The organism is Streptosporangium sp. CA-115845, assembly GCF_050943795.1.
Classification (GTDB): domain Bacteria; phylum Actinomycetota; class Actinomycetes; order Streptosporangiales; family Streptosporangiaceae; genus Streptosporangium.
The window spans coordinates 9,800,715-9,814,868 of record NZ_CP191988.1 but is presented as its reverse complement, the minus strand read 5'-3'; the positions used below and the strand labels follow the sequence as shown (position 1 = coordinate 9,814,868).

16 protein-coding genes and 1 pseudogene are annotated in these 14,154 nt (G+C 68.9%); 5 read left to right on the top strand and 12 right to left on the bottom strand.

From position 1 onward, the window contains the following. Positions 1-121 precede the first annotated feature (121 nt). On the bottom strand, positions 122-2,470 hold the full coding sequence (locus tag ACQP0P_RS46615; RefSeq protein ID WP_433369324.1) for a transketolase-like TK C-terminal-containing protein: 2,349 nt from the start codon (positions 2,468-2,470) through the stop codon (positions 122-124). 148 nt (positions 2,471-2,618) lie between these two features. Here ACQP0P_RS46615 and ACQP0P_RS46610 point away from each other — a divergent pair, with 148 nt between their 5' ends. After that, entirely contained in the window at positions 2,619-3,077 is a 459-nt protein-coding gene (locus tag ACQP0P_RS46610; protein ID WP_433369321.1) for an Lrp/AsnC family transcriptional regulator, read from the top strand. 6 nt (positions 3,078-3,083) lie between these two features. Here the strand turns inward: ACQP0P_RS46610 and ACQP0P_RS46605 are convergent, their stop codons facing one another. Continuing rightward, the gene (locus tag ACQP0P_RS46605) at positions 3,084-3,338 is read right to left on the bottom strand and encodes a hypothetical protein (RefSeq protein WP_433369318.1); all 255 of its coding nucleotides are present in this window, start codon (positions 3,336-3,338) and stop codon (positions 3,084-3,086) included. Between the two features lie 295 nt (positions 3,339-3,633). Between ACQP0P_RS46605 and lepB the strand changes: the two genes are divergently transcribed. Both lepB and ACQP0P_RS46595 read left to right on the top strand, forming a co-directional pair. Next, the gene (lepB, locus tag ACQP0P_RS46600; RefSeq protein WP_433369315.1) at positions 3,634-4,089 is read left to right on the top strand and encodes a signal peptidase I; all 456 of its coding nucleotides are present in this window, start codon (positions 3,634-3,636) and stop codon (positions 4,087-4,089) included. 24 nt (positions 4,090-4,113) lie between these two features. Next, on the top strand, positions 4,114-4,269 hold the full coding sequence (locus ACQP0P_RS46595; protein WP_433369313.1) for a hypothetical protein: 156 nt from the start codon (positions 4,114-4,116) through the stop codon (positions 4,267-4,269). Between the two features lie 60 nt (positions 4,270-4,329). On the opposite strand, the gene ACQP0P_RS46590 is transcribed toward ACQP0P_RS46595, so the two are convergent. Further along, positions 4,330-5,577: an alkyl sulfatase dimerization domain-containing protein gene (locus tag ACQP0P_RS46590; RefSeq protein WP_433369310.1), complete on the bottom strand. Its 1,248-nt coding sequence runs from the start codon at positions 5,575-5,577 to the stop codon at positions 4,330-4,332. Positions 5,578-5,666: 89 nt separating this feature from the next. On the opposite strand from ACQP0P_RS46590, the gene ACQP0P_RS46585 reads away from it, so the two are divergent. Further along, positions 5,667-6,005: a DUF418 domain-containing protein gene (locus ACQP0P_RS46585; RefSeq protein WP_433369307.1), complete on the top strand. Its 339-nt coding sequence runs from the start codon at positions 5,667-5,669 to the stop codon at positions 6,003-6,005. A 117-nt stretch (positions 6,006-6,122) separates the two neighbouring features. Here the strand turns inward: ACQP0P_RS46585 and ACQP0P_RS46580 are convergent, their stop codons facing one another. Together ACQP0P_RS46580 and ACQP0P_RS46575 are read right to left on the bottom strand one after the other, a co-directional pair. Continuing rightward, a complete protein-coding gene (locus tag ACQP0P_RS46580; protein WP_433369304.1) occupies positions 6,123-6,695 on the bottom strand; it encodes a maleylpyruvate isomerase family mycothiol-dependent enzyme in 573 nt (190 codons plus the stop codon). Continuing rightward, the gene (locus tag ACQP0P_RS46575; protein ID WP_433369302.1) at positions 6,682-7,164 is read right to left on the bottom strand and encodes an SRPBCC family protein; all 483 of its coding nucleotides are present in this window, start codon (positions 7,162-7,164) and stop codon (positions 6,682-6,684) included. The genes ACQP0P_RS46580 and ACQP0P_RS46575 overlap by 14 nt, the downstream gene beginning before the upstream one ends. A gap of 137 nt (positions 7,165-7,301) precedes the next feature. Between ACQP0P_RS46575 and ACQP0P_RS46570 the strand changes: the two are divergent. After that, positions 7,302-8,506: pseudogene (locus tag ACQP0P_RS46570) on the top strand (RNA-guided endonuclease InsQ/TnpB family protein); the annotation flags it as partial. Here the strand turns inward: ACQP0P_RS46570 and ACQP0P_RS46565 are convergent. The 7 genes from ACQP0P_RS46565 to ACQP0P_RS46535 all read right to left on the bottom strand — a co-directional run bounded on the left by ACQP0P_RS46565 (position 8,495) and on the right by ACQP0P_RS46535 (position 14,135). After that, positions 8,495-8,872: an ArsR/SmtB family transcription factor gene (locus ACQP0P_RS46565; protein WP_433382451.1), complete on the bottom strand. Its 378-nt coding sequence runs from the start codon at positions 8,870-8,872 to the stop codon at positions 8,495-8,497. The pseudogene ACQP0P_RS46570 and the gene ACQP0P_RS46565 sit on opposite strands and share 12 nt — an antisense overlap. A gap of 325 nt (positions 8,873-9,197) precedes the next feature. Further along, positions 9,198-9,755 carry a dihydrofolate reductase family protein gene (locus tag ACQP0P_RS46560; RefSeq protein WP_433369299.1) on the bottom strand — a complete coding sequence of 186 codons (558 nt, stop codon included), beginning with the start codon at positions 9,753-9,755 and terminating at the stop codon, positions 9,198-9,200. A 136-nt stretch (positions 9,756-9,891) separates the two neighbouring features. Then, positions 9,892-10,869 (bottom strand): adenosine deaminase, encoded by a 978-nt coding sequence (add, locus tag ACQP0P_RS46555; RefSeq protein WP_433369296.1) that lies wholly within the window; start codon positions 10,867-10,869, stop codon positions 9,892-9,894. 97 nt (positions 10,870-10,966) lie between these two features. Next, complete coding sequence (locus ACQP0P_RS46550; RefSeq protein ID WP_433369293.1) at positions 10,967-11,566, bottom strand: DUF1707 SHOCT-like domain-containing protein; 600 nt, start codon at positions 11,564-11,566, stop codon at positions 10,967-10,969. 125 nt (positions 11,567-11,691) lie between these two features. Further along, positions 11,692-12,456 carry a GNAT family N-acetyltransferase gene (locus ACQP0P_RS46545; protein ID WP_433369290.1) on the bottom strand — a complete coding sequence of 255 codons (765 nt, stop codon included), beginning with the start codon at positions 12,454-12,456 and terminating at the stop codon, positions 11,692-11,694. Between the two features lie 244 nt (positions 12,457-12,700). After that, positions 12,701-13,498 carry a tetratricopeptide repeat protein gene (locus tag ACQP0P_RS46540; protein ID WP_433369287.1) on the bottom strand — a complete coding sequence of 266 codons (798 nt, stop codon included), beginning with the start codon at positions 13,496-13,498 and terminating at the stop codon, positions 12,701-12,703. A gap of 166 nt (positions 13,499-13,664) precedes the next feature. Continuing rightward, complete coding sequence (locus tag ACQP0P_RS46535) at positions 13,665-14,135, bottom strand: MarR family winged helix-turn-helix transcriptional regulator (RefSeq protein ID WP_433369284.1); 471 nt, start codon at positions 14,133-14,135, stop codon at positions 13,665-13,667. Between the last annotated feature and the right edge of the window lie 19 nt (positions 14,136-14,154).

The window sequence follows — 14,154 nt, the reverse complement described above, 5'->3', positions numbered from 1 at the left end:
CTTATTGCAAGTAAGTTGCATTAAGGATGGACGCTCCGCCGATTTCCCGGATGACCGCCCCCGTCAGAGCGGGTTCGTATTCCGGACGGACACCGGACCGTCCGTCACGGGCGCACGACGGTCAGCGGCCGAGCAGGGTCAGGGCGGCGTCGACGATGGAGGCGGTGTCGATGCCGTGGATGCGGTAGGCGTCGTGCAGGTCGCTGGACTGGCCGAAGCCGGAGACCCCGAGGTTGCGAATCCGGTCGCCGCGTACGCCGGCCAGGAAGGACAACGTGTGCGGGTGTCCGTCGAGCACCGTGACGAGGGGCGCGGGGTGGTCGGCGGGGAACAGGACGTCGACGATGCCGCTGCCGGACGCGCCGAGGGAGCCCCGGGCCTGGAAGGAGCGGTACACCAGGTCGGCGCTGGTCAGGCAGACCACGCCGGTGACGATCGAGCGCTCGGCCAGGTGCTCGGCGGCGGCGATCACCTCGGGCATGACGGCTCCGGCGCCGACGAGGGTGACCTGCTCGGTCGCCGGGTCGTGGTCGGTGATGCGGTAGCCGCCCGCGACGGCGTGCCGCCGGCGCCGTTCGAGGAGCAGCTCGTCCTCGGGCACCCGCGCCAGGGCGGGGTCCAGCGGGCGGGTCGACAACCGGAAGTACGAGGAGGTGCCGCCCTCGACGCCGACCCGTTCCATGGCGGCCAGCATCGTCCACTCCAGGTCCCTGGCGAACGCGGGCTCCCAGGCGATGCAGCCCGGCTGCTCAAGACCGATGGACGGGGTCGTGATCGACTGGTGCGCGCCGCCCTCGGACGACAGCGTCACGCCGGACGGCGTACCGATGATGATCGACTGCCCGCCGGCGTAGATGCCGTACGACCAGGGTTCGAGCGCGCGTGAGATGAACGGGTCGTAGAGCGTGGCGATCGGGATGAGACGCTCGGCCCAGCGACTCCAGGTGGCGCCGAGCTCGCCGAGCAGACCCACCAGGTTGACCTCGGCGATGCCGAGTTCGATGTGCTGGCCGCCGGTCCCCTCCGACCAGCGCAGCAGGCGTTCGGTGTCGTCGGCGAACCAGTCGTGCCGGTCCTCGATCGACCACACTCCGGTCTTGTTGATCCACCCGCCGAGGTTGGTCGAGGAGGCGACGTCCGGGCTGCAGGTCACCACCCGCGCGCCGGCCTCGGGGGCGGCGCGCAGGAAGTCGACGAGGAAGCGGCCGAGGGCGGCCTGGGTCGAGATCGGCGAGCGGTACGAGCGGCCGAGCGTCTTCGGCAGCGGGCCGAGGGCCTTGCCGGTGACCTGGGGACGGCGCAGCGCCACGCCTCGGGTGGCGCACAGGTCGGACGCGGCGGTGTCCGGCTCGAAGGCGTGCCAGGGGTCGGCGAGGTCGGTGCCGCAGGAGGTGGCCAGCGCGAGCATCTGCGCCTCGGTCAGCAGCGCCGAGTGGTTGTTCGGGTGTCCCTCGGTCGGCAGGCCGCGTCCCTTGACCGTGTAGGCGAACACCACCGTGGGCCGGGTGTCGTCCACCTCCCGGTAGGTGTCGAGCAGCAGGTCGAGGTCGTGGCCGCCGAGGTCGCGGATCGCCCGCGCCAGCTCGGCGTCCGGCAGGGACGCGACCAGGGCACGCAGCGCGGTGCCGCCGTGCTCCCCGACGAGTCGTGGTCCCACCTCGGTGGCGTCGACCCGCAGCAGGCGCTGGTACTCCTCGTTCGGCATCCGCTCAAGCCGCTGCCGCAGCTCGTCGCCGCCCGGCCGCCCGAACAGGTCGGTGATCGCGCGTCCCCACTTCAGGGTGATGACCTGCCAGCCGGCCGCCTCGAACATCGCTTGCAACCGGTGGATCTGCACGTCCGGCACCACCCGGTCGAGCGACTGGCGGTTGAGGTCGACGATCCAGAGCAGCTCGCCCATCCGGGCGACGGACGGGTCGGCGACGGCCTCCCAGATCGCACCCTCGTCGAGCTCGGCGTCCCCGAGCAGGCTGACGAAGCGTCCCGCCGCCGGAGCCGACGCGAAGCGCGAGCGCAGGTAGCGGTGCGAGATGGCGGCCCACAACGGCGCGGTCGCGCCGATGCCGACGGAACCGGTCGAGAAGTCGACGGTGCCGGGGTCCTTGAGCCGGCTCGGATAGCTCTGCAGCCCGCCCAGCTCGCGCAACCGCGGCAGGTAGGAGGCGTCGAGGTCGCCCAGCAGGTAGTTGATCGCGTGCAGTACCGGCGAGGCGTGCGGTTTGACGGAGACCCGGTCGAGGTGGGTCAGCTCGGAGAAGTACAGCGAGACCATGATGTCGACCATCGATGCGCTGGAGGCCTGGTGACCGCCGACCTTCACGCCGGTGTCGTTGGGCCGTCCGCGGTTGGCGGCGTCGACGACGGCCGCGGAGAGCCAGAGCACCCGCTGCGAGACTTGCCGCAGCACCTCGGTCTGCGCGGACGCCCCCGCGCGCTCGTCGGCGGGCGGGGTCAGGTGGATCGCCATCATCTGTCTCTTTCCTGCGGAGACGTTCATTGCACCCGGAGGTGCCCCACAGGGCAAGAAAGACGCAGGAACCCACCCGCTGGCGCCTGTTCAAGCGGTCAGGCAGCCTGTAGTGCGCATCTTTCCACCCTCTCGGCGCTACCATCCACCCATGCCTCCGAACGCCGAACTGGACTCGATCGACCGCCGGATTCTGGACCTGCTCGTCGAGAACGGGCGTCGGAGCGTGCGCGACATCGCCACCCGGGTGCAGCTCTCGCCGAGCCCGGTCAAGCGGCGGATCGAACGGCTGGAAAGGCTCGGCGTCATCGTCGGCTACACCACACTGGTCGACGAGGGCCTGCTCGGTGACACCATCGAGGCCTTCGCGGAGGTCCGCTTCAGCGGCAACACGGACGTCGAGTCGATCACCGCCTCGGCCGGCCGTATCCCTGGGGTCACCGAGGTGTTCACGGTGGCCGGCGATCCCGACGCCCTGGTGCACTTCCGGGTCGACAGCCTCCAGCACCTGCACCGGCTGATCGACCAGATCCGCCGCGACGAGAACGTCATCGGCACCAAGACCCTCATGGTGCTGGACTCCTGGCGCCGGGTCGAGCGACCGTCCTGAAGCGGATCAGGCGATGCCCGGCTCCGCACGGCGCCACAGACGCAGTCGCAGGTCCATCACCACCCTGTCGTCGGGGTCGTCGAGGCGGTAGCCGCTCACCTGCTCCAGTCGCGCCAGGCGGTAGCGGAGCGGCGAGCGGCAGGCCGGACGGCGCCTCGGTCTACTGGTTGCCGACCCGAACCCGGCACGCCCGCCCCGCACGGTTCCCCCGCGCTCCCAGCGTGCCGGCGTCGCCGGACAACCGGCACGTCTCCGTGCCATGAGCCCGTTCGACGGCTCGGTCCAGGCGACCTGGACGAGGCGCGGCGGGTAAGACCGGCGGCCCCGGCGGCAGCGAGTATCCCTCTCGGCCAGGACCGGGACGCGGCGCCCCGAACCCGGCGCCCGTATCTCTGGGGCGCCGGTAGGGGATCGCGCGAAGGGTGAAGGAATGATCTTCCCGCGTACCCGGAATAATGCTGAAATGCCGCCTTGTGGGTTACGTGCCCTGATCATTTCGTTTGTTGCCGCAGCGGTTTCCGCGTGTTCGGTCATACCCGCTCCGTTGATCTCCAAGATGACCGGAACGGAGACCTATCGCGAACCGAGCGAGGCGATGATGCCCACGCTCAAGATGGACGATCTGGTCACCGGCACGGTGACCGACGGGACATACGTCCCCAAGGCGGGTGACGTCATCGCCTTTCTGCCGCCGGAGGCGTGGGGTGGCAGCGGTGGCTACATGATCAAGAGAGTCATCGGCGTTCCGGGGAGCACAGTCGGTTGCTGTGACTCGCGGCATCGGATGGTCGTTGACGGCGAGCCACTGAACGAGCCGTACGTGCTCAATGAGCGGGCTTCGCGGAAGAGCTTCGGGCCGGTGGCCATTCCGGAGGGGCACGTCTGGGTTCAGGGCGACAACCGCGATATCTCTATTGACTCAAGTAGCCACCACAGCGTGGGAGTTGACGGCGCCGTCCCGGTGTCCAGGGTCATCGGAGTCCTTGACGTCAGCACGCGAAGGGGAGCGTAAGAAGAACTCCCTTCCCGCCCGCCCATGTGGGACCCCACCCTGGTGGACGGGGTCGTTCCGATCCCCACCGCCGACGCGGAGGAGATGGCCGGGCGCCTGGCCCGGGAGGAGGGCCTGTGCACCGGAACGTCCTCGCCGCGATCCAGCCGGTCACCCGCTCAGACGACCGCACAGTCATGAGCAGAACATGCTGGTACCTTCGCGCCCCCACTGGATTTCCGGAGCCACGTGGTTCCGAGATCAGGTGTCTCCAGCGGCCTTCCTGGACTCCTCTGCCGCCCAGGTGAAGACGCCCTTCGACATCAGGGACGCCTCCGACTCCGCTCTGGTCGCGTACACCTCGGCCCGGACCCGGTGCAGCGCCGCGTCGTCGGGCGCGGCCTGTACGGCCATCTCCGCCAGGTGTCCCGCCAGCCGCTGCTCTCCGGAGGCCAGTGCCCGGAGCGCGGCGTCGGCCAGCTTTTCCGCGCCGCCGGCCAACTCCGCGATCGCCGAGGCCAGCTCGGCGTCGGGGGCGGGCTTGAGGCGGGCGGGGTTGCCGTCGTACCAGCCGCCGTACAGCCGCCAGATGTTGCGGACCACGAACTCCGGCTCGTCGTAGTGCGGGCGCAGGTAGGGCCGCTCCGCCGGCTGAGCGGGCGGTTGTACGGCGCGCACGATGTCGTCCAGCCGGGCGCCCTCGTTGAGCATCTCCAGGGTGCGCTCGACCGTGGACTCCAGCCACTCGGCGGTCTCGGTCAGCGCCTGCTCGACCCGGTCGGCGCCGAAGATCGGGGCGCCGTGGCCGGGCAGCATGATCTCCGGCCGCAGCGTGGCCATCCGGCGCAGCGCGATCGCCCACTCGTGCGGGTAGCGCTGTGCCTTCTGCGGGTTGCCGCAGTTGGGGGTCACCCAGATGAACAGGTCGCCGGGGAGCAGGATGCGCCGGGAGGGGATCCAGCCCACGCTCGCGTCGTCGGTCTCGCCCTTGGCGTGGAAGAGCTCGACGTGGCCGGCCGTCAGCTCGTCGCGGTAGGTCACGTCGGGGTAGCGGTACTCGGTGGGCCAGGTCAGGTCGGGCGCCTGGAACTGCCGCCGGTTGATGACGGCGTTGTAGCCCGCTGTCAGCACGTAGCGCTCGAACCGGGCGGCGATCGCCTCGTGCCCCACCACCATCGGCCGGGGCCGCCCCGCCGCCTCGGCCTCCGCGTCGAGCGGCCCGACCCCCGAGACATGGTCGATGTGCCCGTGGGAGTAGATCGCCGTGCTCACCGGCTCGTCGGTCCAGGCCCGCAGGTCGGCGTGGAGCCGGTCGGCGTCGAACGGGTTGCCGGTGTCGAACAGCGTCACCTCCCCGTCCTGCCGGAGCGCGATCACGTTGCCGAAACCGCTGCGGAAGCCGACTCCGTCGACGACCTCCACGAAGCCCTGCCCGGCGAGCCCCACGTGCACGATGCTGTCGGGGGCCTCACCCCGCCACACGGTGTCGGCGTACTCGACGATGTTCATGAGGAAGCCGGCCTTTCCTTGTCCCGCTCGGGGTACGACGACCCCTACCACCATCATGAGCGCGCCCGCTTCGCCTCCCGCCGGTCGAGGTGCGGGTCGAGGGTCAGGGCCGCGACGAGGACGGCGGCGGGTGGTCGATGATCGCCCTCAGAACGCCGCTTCGCCCGGCGCTTCAGCGGGTTTTCGCACCGCTGGGCCGGATGGCTCTGACCAACTACCTGTCCGCCACGGTCCTCGCCCTGGTGGCCGCCCGCCTCGTCGGCGGCTCGCTGGACGGCTGGTCCTCGGCGACGGTGTTCCTGATCGCCGGAGCCATCCTCGTCCCAGTGGCTGGTGTCCACGCTCTGGCTGCGCCGTTATCGCCAGGGCCCCTACGATGGCTCTGGCGCTGGTCCACCTGGACCCACCGTTCACCCCTTTCGTGCTGAGACCGGTTATCCCCAGCTCGTCGAAGTACTCCCGAGCGTTCCGCACCCAGAATCCGGGAATACAGGGAAAGACCTTGCCCATTCTTGATCTCCGACACGCCGCGATCAGCGTCCGGCTCACCGTCCCGACCAGAACGGGTCCCGGCCGATGAAACCCAGCAGTTTGGTCTGGGTATCCGCACCGCCGGGTACCTCGACCCGGGCGCCGTACTGGCCGGAAGAGCGGAGAACCTGCTCCATCTGCTCCATCGGACCGAGGAGTTGGGCACAGAAGTCGGGGTCCAGCCGGTCGTCCTGGCCGGTGGCCCTGGAGAGATCCCAGGTGTGCATGAACACGTCGGCGGTGTAGAACCGGTCGATCGCGGTCTCCACAGGCAGGCTGCCGACGTGTGGATTGACGAGTTCCCGGTGCGCCGTCTCCGCATCGTCCAACACCGCCTGCACACCGTCGCAGTGAACCTGCCACGCGGCGACCGGGTCCTCGTCCACCGACGGTCCGCTGGGCAGTTCGATGCCGGCACCGGAGGCAAGAAACCCGGGAAACCATTCGGTCAGGTGACGCACGACGTCGCGAGCGGCCCAGCCGGCGACCGGGGACGGCGCGTCCCAGAACCTGGTACCGCGAACCCGGTCCGTGAACAGCCCGGCAACCTGCAGGTGTCGCTCGGCTGGGCGCTCAGACAGTGCCATCGATGAGCATCCTCTCCAGCTTCGCGTAACCCTCGTTGACACCGACCTCCATACCGCTGCGCAACCACGCATCGCGGCCTTCGAAGCTGTCGGCCAGCGACTGTGTCCGCAGCCGCGTACGGCCGTCGCCCAGGTCCTCGAACCACAACGTCTCCAGCGTGACTCCGTCGGGATCGCCGTCGAACGTGAAGGTCTGCACGATACGGTCCGGCCGCACCTCGTGGAAGCAGCCGTGGAACCCGTACTCCGTGCCGTCGTGCACCGAGACGTACCGCCAACTGCCGCCGGTACGCGCGTCCCAGTGCTCGATCCGGGTGGCTGTGGTGTTGGGGCCCACCCACCGGGCGAACAACGCGGGATCGGTGTGTGCGCGGAACAGTTGCTCGGGCGTGGCCGCGAAGTCACGAGTCGTCCGGATGACCGGCAGCCTCGGGTCGGCCTCGATGGCTGTCTCCGTGATCCTGTTCATCAGATACCTCCGAGGAGACCCCCGCCTTCAGACGGGGGAGGAATCGGGCTCCTGCGGAGCAGGACAGGGGCAGGCGATTCGCCGCCAGGCGGACCGCCGTACCGAACACACGCACGATCCTCAGCTGATCGCACGGTATGGTGCGAGGCGTGGCGCAGATCGTGAAGCGGGCCTACAAGTACCGCTTCCACCCGACCCCCGAGCAGGCCGGCGAGCTGGCCCGGACGTTCGGCTGTGTGCGCCTGGTCTACAACAAGGCCCTGGAAGAACGCACCCGCGCCTACACCCTCCAAGGGCGTCGCGTCTCCTACGTGGAGTCCTCGGCCACGCTGACCGAGTGGAAACGCAGCGGTGCCTACGACTTCCTGTCCGAGGTGTCGTCGGTCCCGCTCCAGCAGGCGCTGCGCCACCTGCAGGCGGCGTTCTCCAACTTCTTCGCCAAACGCGCTAAGTACCCCACGTTCAAGAGCAGGAAGAAGTCGCGGGCGTCGGCCGAGTACACCCGCTCGGCGTTTCGCCGGCGTGAGGGCGCACTGACGCTGGCGAAGATGGACGCGCCGCTGGCCATCGTGTGGTCGCGTCCCCTTCCCGAGGGCGCACAGCCGTCCACGGTCACCGTGAGCAGGGACGCGGCGGGCCGCTGGTTCGTGTCCCTGCTGGTCGAGGAGAAGATCAGCCCTCTGCCGCCGGTCGAGCAGAGCGTGGGGGTGGACGCGGGCATCACCGCACTGGCGACGCTGTCGACCGGGGAGAAGATCGTCAACCCGCGTCACGAACGAGCCGACCGGCGCAAGCTGGCCAAGGCCCAGCGGGCGCTGGCCCGCAAGGAGAAGGGGTCGAACAACCGGGCCAAGGCGAGGCTGAAGGCCGCCGGGGTGTACGCCCGGATCACCGACCGCAGAAGGGATCACCTGCACCAGGTCACGACACGGCTTGTTCGCGAGAACCAAGTGATCGCCGTGGAAGACCTGACCGTCCGCAACCTGGTCAAGAACCGCTCGCTGGCCCGCGCCGTCTCGGATGCGTTCTGGCGGGAGTTGCGCTCCATGCTGGAGTACAAGGCCCGGTGGTACGGGCGGACCGTTGTGGCGGTGGACCGCTGGTTTCCCAGTTCGAAGCTGTGCTCGGCGTGCGGCGCGATCCAGCGGTCCATGCCGTTGGGGGTTCGCGAGTGGGTGTGTGCCTGCGGTGCCGCCCATGACCGGGATGTCAACGCCGCGAAGAACATCCTCGCCGCCGGGCTGGCGGAGAGGTAAAACGCCTGTGGAGCTGGTGTAAGACCTCAACGAGAGTCCTCTCGGGCGGGCAACCGGCGGTGAAGCAGGAACCCTCACGGGCGACCGTGGGAATCCCCATCGTTTACGAGGGGGAGGATGTCAAGTTCGTCTCCGTTCATCTCCGCCAGGACGGCGTCAAGGCGGCGGTTGCGCTGCTCGACGCGGTCCCGGTGGCGCTCGATCCAGGTGTCCATCAGGTCGAGGGCCTGGATCTCCAGGCGCACCGGCCGGGGCTGCGGCCCTCGCGGTCGGCTGACGAGCCCGGCGTCCTCAAGCACCCGCAAGTGCTTGTAGACGGCCTGCAGCGTCATTCGGTACGGCTCGGCCAACTGGCTCACGGTCGCGTCGCCCTCGGCGAGCCGGGCCACCATGTCGCACCGGGTCGGGTCCGCGAGGGCAGCGAAGACTCGGGGCAGCGTGTCCGTGGTCATCCCCCTAGTTTCAACTCAATGGTTGAAAGGACGGTAGGCCGTAGATCACCCATCGGTCAACCCGGTGGTTGAAAGTGCGCGTCCCTCGTAGCGTGGAGACCGAACCGGGAGAGGTTTGGGCGTGGCAGTAGTCACGCGGCGGTGCTTTGATCCGAGGTTTCGGGCGGGCGCGGTGCGTAGCGTCGCCGATCAGTTCTCCCACCTGGGAAGCGTGCCGTTTACCCCCCTCACCGGACAATTTCGCGGACTGGTCTAACGAGACAAAGTTTCCGCAGGTCGCCATGCCAGGCGACGGATGATCTCGGTGTCTCGTTGAGGAATTCGGCTATCGGACGTCGTAGGTGATCTGCACCATGCCGTTGCCGAATCGGCGTTCTCGCTTCAGGGAGAGAGCGGTTCGAAGCCCGTCTGGCAGGACCGGTGTCCCCGCGCCGACGATGATGGGACAGAGCAACAGCTCGATCACGTCGACGAGCCCAAGCCGAAGCGCGCTGTGGGCCAAGGTCGGACCCTCTACTGTCAAGTCCCCGGGTGCCTCGGCCCGGGCCCTCTCGATCGCCTCGGCCGTCAGTTTTCGCTCCAGCCGAGTGCGCTTGGTCCAGACCTCGGGCAGGCCGGCCGAGAAGACGACCTTCTGTGCGGCCTGCCACGTGGTCGCGAACGCTGAGGACTCAGGCGACTGGGCGGCAACCGCCGGATCGGTCTCCCACCCTGCCATCGCCTCATACATCCGTCGCCCGTAAAGGTAGGTGCTCACCTCGCCGGCGTCAGCGTTGAGCGCCGAGATGACCTCTTCGTCAGGGACCGCCCAGGAGTAGTCGCCCTGGGCGTCAGTGTGGTAGCCATCGAGAGACGATGCGACCGAGTAGATGATGCGATGCACGAACTCGCCCTTCCTGCCGGGTTCGTAAATGAGACCACAATCGTGAGACTCAAACGACACGTGAGACTCATCGGCCGGACGCTCGTTCGTTCGGAAGGTCGCCGGGGCCGGGCGTGCGGGCGGCGCTCCGCCACCGTCAGACCGGCCGGGTTTCGCCCCCCAGGGGCGATGCCGTGGTCAGCCAGGCGTCGACTTCGGGCAGAAGCGCCGCCTTGAGCTCCCGAGGGGCGAACGAGGCCTCGATCGAAGCACGAGCCAACTCGGCCATGACGTCGTCACCGTATCCGTGGACCTCACGCAACCGCGCGTACTCGTCGGCCAGCGTCGTCTCGCCATCGGTGTTGACCGTGACCGCCAGCCCGGCCGCGCGTAGCCGAGGCAGCGGGTGTTCGGCCAGCGAGGCAACGAGCCCGAGCAGGACGTTGGAGGTGGGGCAGACCTCCAGCGGGATTCCGCTCTCGCGTACCCGTGCCACCAGCGCGTCGTCGTCGAGCACCCGGATGCCGTGCCCGAGCCGCTCGGCGTGCCCGACGTCCAGCGCCTCGCGGATGCTGGCCGGGCCGGCCGTCTCCCCCGCGTGGTGCACCAGGTGCAGCCCGGCCTCCCTGGCCGCGTCGAGCACCTCGGCGAAAGGCGTCAGCGGATGGCTCTCGTCGCCCGCCAGCCCTATGCCGATAACCTCGTCGTAGCGGACGGCCAGCTCGTACGTCCGCCACAACCGCTCCACCGGACGCCGCCTGGAGTGGTCGAGCAGTACCCGGCTCCGGATCCCGAACCTGGCGCAGCCTTCGGCCAGCCCGTCGAGCACCGCCTCCAGCGGCATCTCGGGCGCTCCGACCCGCTCTCCGTGTGAGGCGGCGGTGAAGGTCACCTCGGCGTAACGAGTGCCCTGAGCGGCCTCGTCCTCGCAGAACTCCACCGCGATCCGGCGGAAGTGCTCGGGCGTGCGCAGCGACTCGCGAACTTTGGCCCGCTGGTCGGCGAACGCGCGGAAGCTCGCGAACGGGCCCTCGGGCTCCGGCGGGCCGCCCAGCTCCCGCACGGTCCCGGGACGTACGGTGCTCTCCAGGTGCACGTGCAGGTGGGCCTTGGGCAGCAGTCGGAGATCTCTCACGGCAGATCATGCTAACGACTCTTGATGATCTTCGGGCATCCACGGCAACCCGGCTGAAGATTCGAACTCCGTGCGGGCCACTCCAGCCGTTTGTCGCTCACCGCAGCTGAGCGCGTTTCAGCTTGCGGCGTTCGAGGGCGTTGGGATGGCGGACGACCACGCCTGCCGGGCCGCCGGTGCCGGTGAGGCGGATCAGTGGTGTGCCCGGCAGTCGGTCGGGAGTGGCCTTGTCCCTCAGACCGCCGAGGCCGGGATCCATCCCGCCGGTCTCCACGGCCCAGCCGTCAGGGAGGATGATCGTGACCCCGGCCATCTGGCCGTGTGCCTCCACCTCGACCTCGGGCAGCCGGCAGTCGGTCTGGGTGAAATCGATCTTGGCGCCGCCCATGCCGCCGTACGCGATTACTTTCGCGGGTACCTGCCAGCGCCCGACGCGCGCCGCGCCGTGCAGGCCTCCCTTGAGGACCAGCGGCTGTCCCGAGTCCGGCGAAACCACGGGCGGCAGGTCGGCGGTGAGGGGCGTCAGATCGGCGTAGGTTCTGGCGGTCAGCGCCTGTTCCAGCCTCTCGTCGAGCTCGGCCAGGTCGATACGGCCCTCGGTCGCCGCCTCGTTCAGCCGTGCCACCACCGCTTCGCGCTCGGCATGGGAGACGCGCAGTTCACCACGACGGAGGGATTCCGGGTACTCAGCGGTCATGTAGTCGATGATACGGAAATGCGGGTACAAACGCGGCTACTGCCGATCACTGGTCAGTGGGCGGCCGGGACGCGGGATGAACCCCCACGGGAGAATGATCCAGTCATGGCTGGAATCGGCGATCCTCAGGCCGGAGCAGTCGTTGACGGCTCCAGTTGGACCTGTGTCTCGGCGTCGGTGAATCCGACCGAGCGGTACACGCGGATCGCGACGTAGCTCGGATCGGCCACCATGACGAGCGTGTGCGCGTTCAGATGTTCCAGGGCGTGCCGGCCGGCCGTGTACACGAGGGTTCCGGAAAGGCCCTGGTTCCGATGTGCCGGGTGGGTGTCGACGGCCTGGTAGCGCGCGAGCCCCGAACCATCGGTGAACAGGCCGAGCCCGGAGACCATGCGGTCGTTCACGAAGGCCCCGAACCACGCGCCGCACCCGCGTTCCTGCAGCCGGCGCATCGCCGCCAGATTGCGCTGGGCGAACACCCGGTATCCCTCGATGTCCGGGCCGGGGTTGGTGGCCTCCTGCAGTGCCAGCGCGGCGGACCAGTCCTCGTCGCCGTTCAGGACGCGGAAGTGGGCGTCACGGTTGGGGCGCGGCGGCGGATGCACCGCACCGGCCGTCATCACGGTGCTCCGCTCGACATCGAGGCTCGCCGCCGCCAGCTCCTCCGGCTCGCCGGCGTCGCCGGTGACACCGTCGACACCGAGGGCGACGTGGCCGGCGTCCGGGAACTCGCGGTGGAAGGTGCTCACCCATGAGGCCACCGTTCCGGGGGCCGGCGGGGTGTCCAGCAGGATGAAGTTGCCCCAGTGATAGGTCGGATTGGCGGGTGTCCGGACAACCAGGTAACCGTCGCGCCGGTCGACGAGGCTGCCTCGCAGCCCGAGCAACATCAGATCACTTTGGTATCCCAACGACCGCACAGTCATGGTCAAACCGTACCTGCGCTCTCATCGCCTCACCAGAACCCAGGTTTTCCAGATACTCCGCGCGCGGTCCCAAGGTCAGGTGTCTCCCACGGCCTTCCTGGACTCCTCGGCCACCCCCTCCCTGTCAAACTAGACAGAGGCAGCTTTCATCAGGGAATCGAGCACTGAGCCGATCGGCGGAGCGCGGTGGCCCGGTCCGGTGCGGAGGTCATGTCCTGCCGGGGGTGATCCCGCACCGTCGGGGTCGTTCGGCCTCGTCGGTGTGGCCGAGTCGTCTCAGCAGGCCGATCGCCTGGGCCAGGGCGTTGGGGAGGCCCGACTCGATGGCGCGCAGGTAGGCGAGGATCGCCCTATCCGCATGACCGGTCTCGCACAGCAGGAGGGCCGCCCATATCAGGGCGTGCACATCACCGGCCTCGGTACGGGCCCGCAGCCAGGTGATCGCCTCCTGGGCACGGCCTGTCTCGTACATCAGGTCGACCGCGTGCGCCAGGGCGTGGGTGTCGCCGGTCTCGGCGCGGGTCCGCAGCCAGGTGATCGCCTCCTCGGCCCGATCCAGCTGGTACAGCAGGACGGTGAGCCGCCTGAGGGCGTGGGTGTCGCCGGTCTCGGCGCGGGTCCGCAGCCAGGTGATCGCCTCCTCGGCCCGCTCGGACTCCTGGAGCAACTCGACCGCCTTCCACAGCGCGTCGATGTCGCCGGTCTCCGCCCGGGTCCGCAGCCAGGTGATCGCCTCCTCGGTCCGGCCCACCCGCTGGAACAACTCGACCAGCCGCCAGCAGGCGTCGGTGTTCCCGGCTTCCGCGGCGTGCCGGTAGGCGGCGATTGCCGCTTCGGTCCTGCCCGTCTCCTGCGGCCTGACCGGCCGTCGGCCGTCGCGGACGCGTCCGGCGCCGGCGGCGCGGTTGTGGTCTCCGGGCCGTCCCGCCCCATCGGGGAGAGCAGCGGTCCGGTTGGAGATGTCGGGCGGCCGCCGGAGCTGACCGCCGCTCTCATCGCGGCTCATCACTCATTGCCACTCGTCGCAACATCATCACTCCGTATGGAGCCTGCGGACGGCGAAAATAGACGATATTAAGGTGACATAAGTAATTCTGTCATCTCGCGAAGATCGGTTTTCTGCCCCCCTTCGGCGGGGCAATAATAGATATTAGAGTGTTATCTAATATATTTTAGGTGATATTTCCAGGATTGGTGGGCGATTTTGCGGGTTCCGTCGGGCACGTCAGGTTGGCCGACATCCGGGTCAGGACGTCGATCGTGGCCAGGTACTCCTCGGCGCTGATCCCCTCGGTGAGGCGGGCGCGGTCGGCGTTCACCTGCCGTCGTAACTCCTCGTGCGCCCGGATCCCGGCGGCGGTGAGGGTCGGCCGCTCCGCCCCCTCCAGCCAGCCCCGCTCGCGCAGGTCGTCCGCCACCGGGCGCAGGGAGGGCCGCCGGTCGTCAAGGAAGGGGGCGAGGGCGATGTCGAGGTCGGCGAGGGTGGGGGAGTCGGTGGCGATGACGTTCAGCACCTGCCAGTGGCGGCGGGTCAGGCCCTGGCCGGCGAGGAGGCCGTCGAGGGAGCTCTCGACGAGGCCGTGCAGGTGCTTGATCCAGTAGCCGATGGGACGTCTCTGGCCGGTGATCTCGGAGATGTTCACGGTGCCGCCTTCCTTGATC

Excerpts from the sequence above, each read along its gene's own strand:
- ACQP0P_RS46605 (WP_433369318.1), bottom strand. The coding sequence starts at position 3,338 with ATGGCACGGAGACGTGCCGGTTGTCCGGCGACGCCGGCACGCTGGGAG.
- ACQP0P_RS46550 (WP_433369293.1), bottom strand. The coding sequence starts at position 11,566 with ATGACCGCTGAGTACCCGGAATCCCTCCGTCGTGGTGAACTGCGCGTC.
- ACQP0P_RS46540 (WP_433369287.1), bottom strand. The coding sequence starts at position 13,498 with ATGAGCCGCGATGAGAGCGGCGGTCAGCTCCGGCGGCCGCCCGACATC.
- ACQP0P_RS46590 (WP_433369310.1), bottom strand. The coding sequence starts at position 5,577 with ATGAACATCGTCGAGTACGCCGACACCGTGTGGCGGGGTGAGGCCCCC.
- ACQP0P_RS46595 (WP_433369313.1), top strand. The coding sequence starts at position 4,114 with ATGTGGGACCCCACCCTGGTGGACGGGGTCGTTCCGATCCCCACCGCC.
- lepB (WP_433369315.1), top strand. The coding sequence starts at position 3,634 with ATGACCGGAACGGAGACCTATCGCGAACCGAGCGAGGCGATGATGCCC.
- ACQP0P_RS46575 (WP_433369302.1), bottom strand. The coding sequence starts at position 7,164 with ATGAACAGGATCACGGAGACAGCCATCGAGGCCGACCCGAGGCTGCCG.
- ACQP0P_RS46615 (WP_433369324.1), bottom strand. The coding sequence starts at position 2,470 with ATGATGGCGATCCACCTGACCCCGCCCGCCGACGAGCGCGCGGGGGCG.
- ACQP0P_RS46545 (WP_433369290.1), bottom strand. The coding sequence starts at position 12,456 with ATGTTGCTCGGGCTGCGAGGCAGCCTCGTCGACCGGCGCGACGGTTAC.
- ACQP0P_RS46580 (WP_433369304.1), bottom strand. The coding sequence starts at position 6,695 with ATGGCACTGTCTGAGCGCCCAGCCGAGCGACACCTGCAGGTTGCCGGG.
- ACQP0P_RS46565 (WP_433382451.1), bottom strand. The coding sequence starts at position 8,872 with ATGACCACGGACACGCTGCCCCGAGTCTTCGCTGCCCTCGCGGACCCG.
- ACQP0P_RS46610 (WP_433369321.1), top strand. The coding sequence starts at position 2,619 with ATGCCTCCGAACGCCGAACTGGACTCGATCGACCGCCGGATTCTGGAC.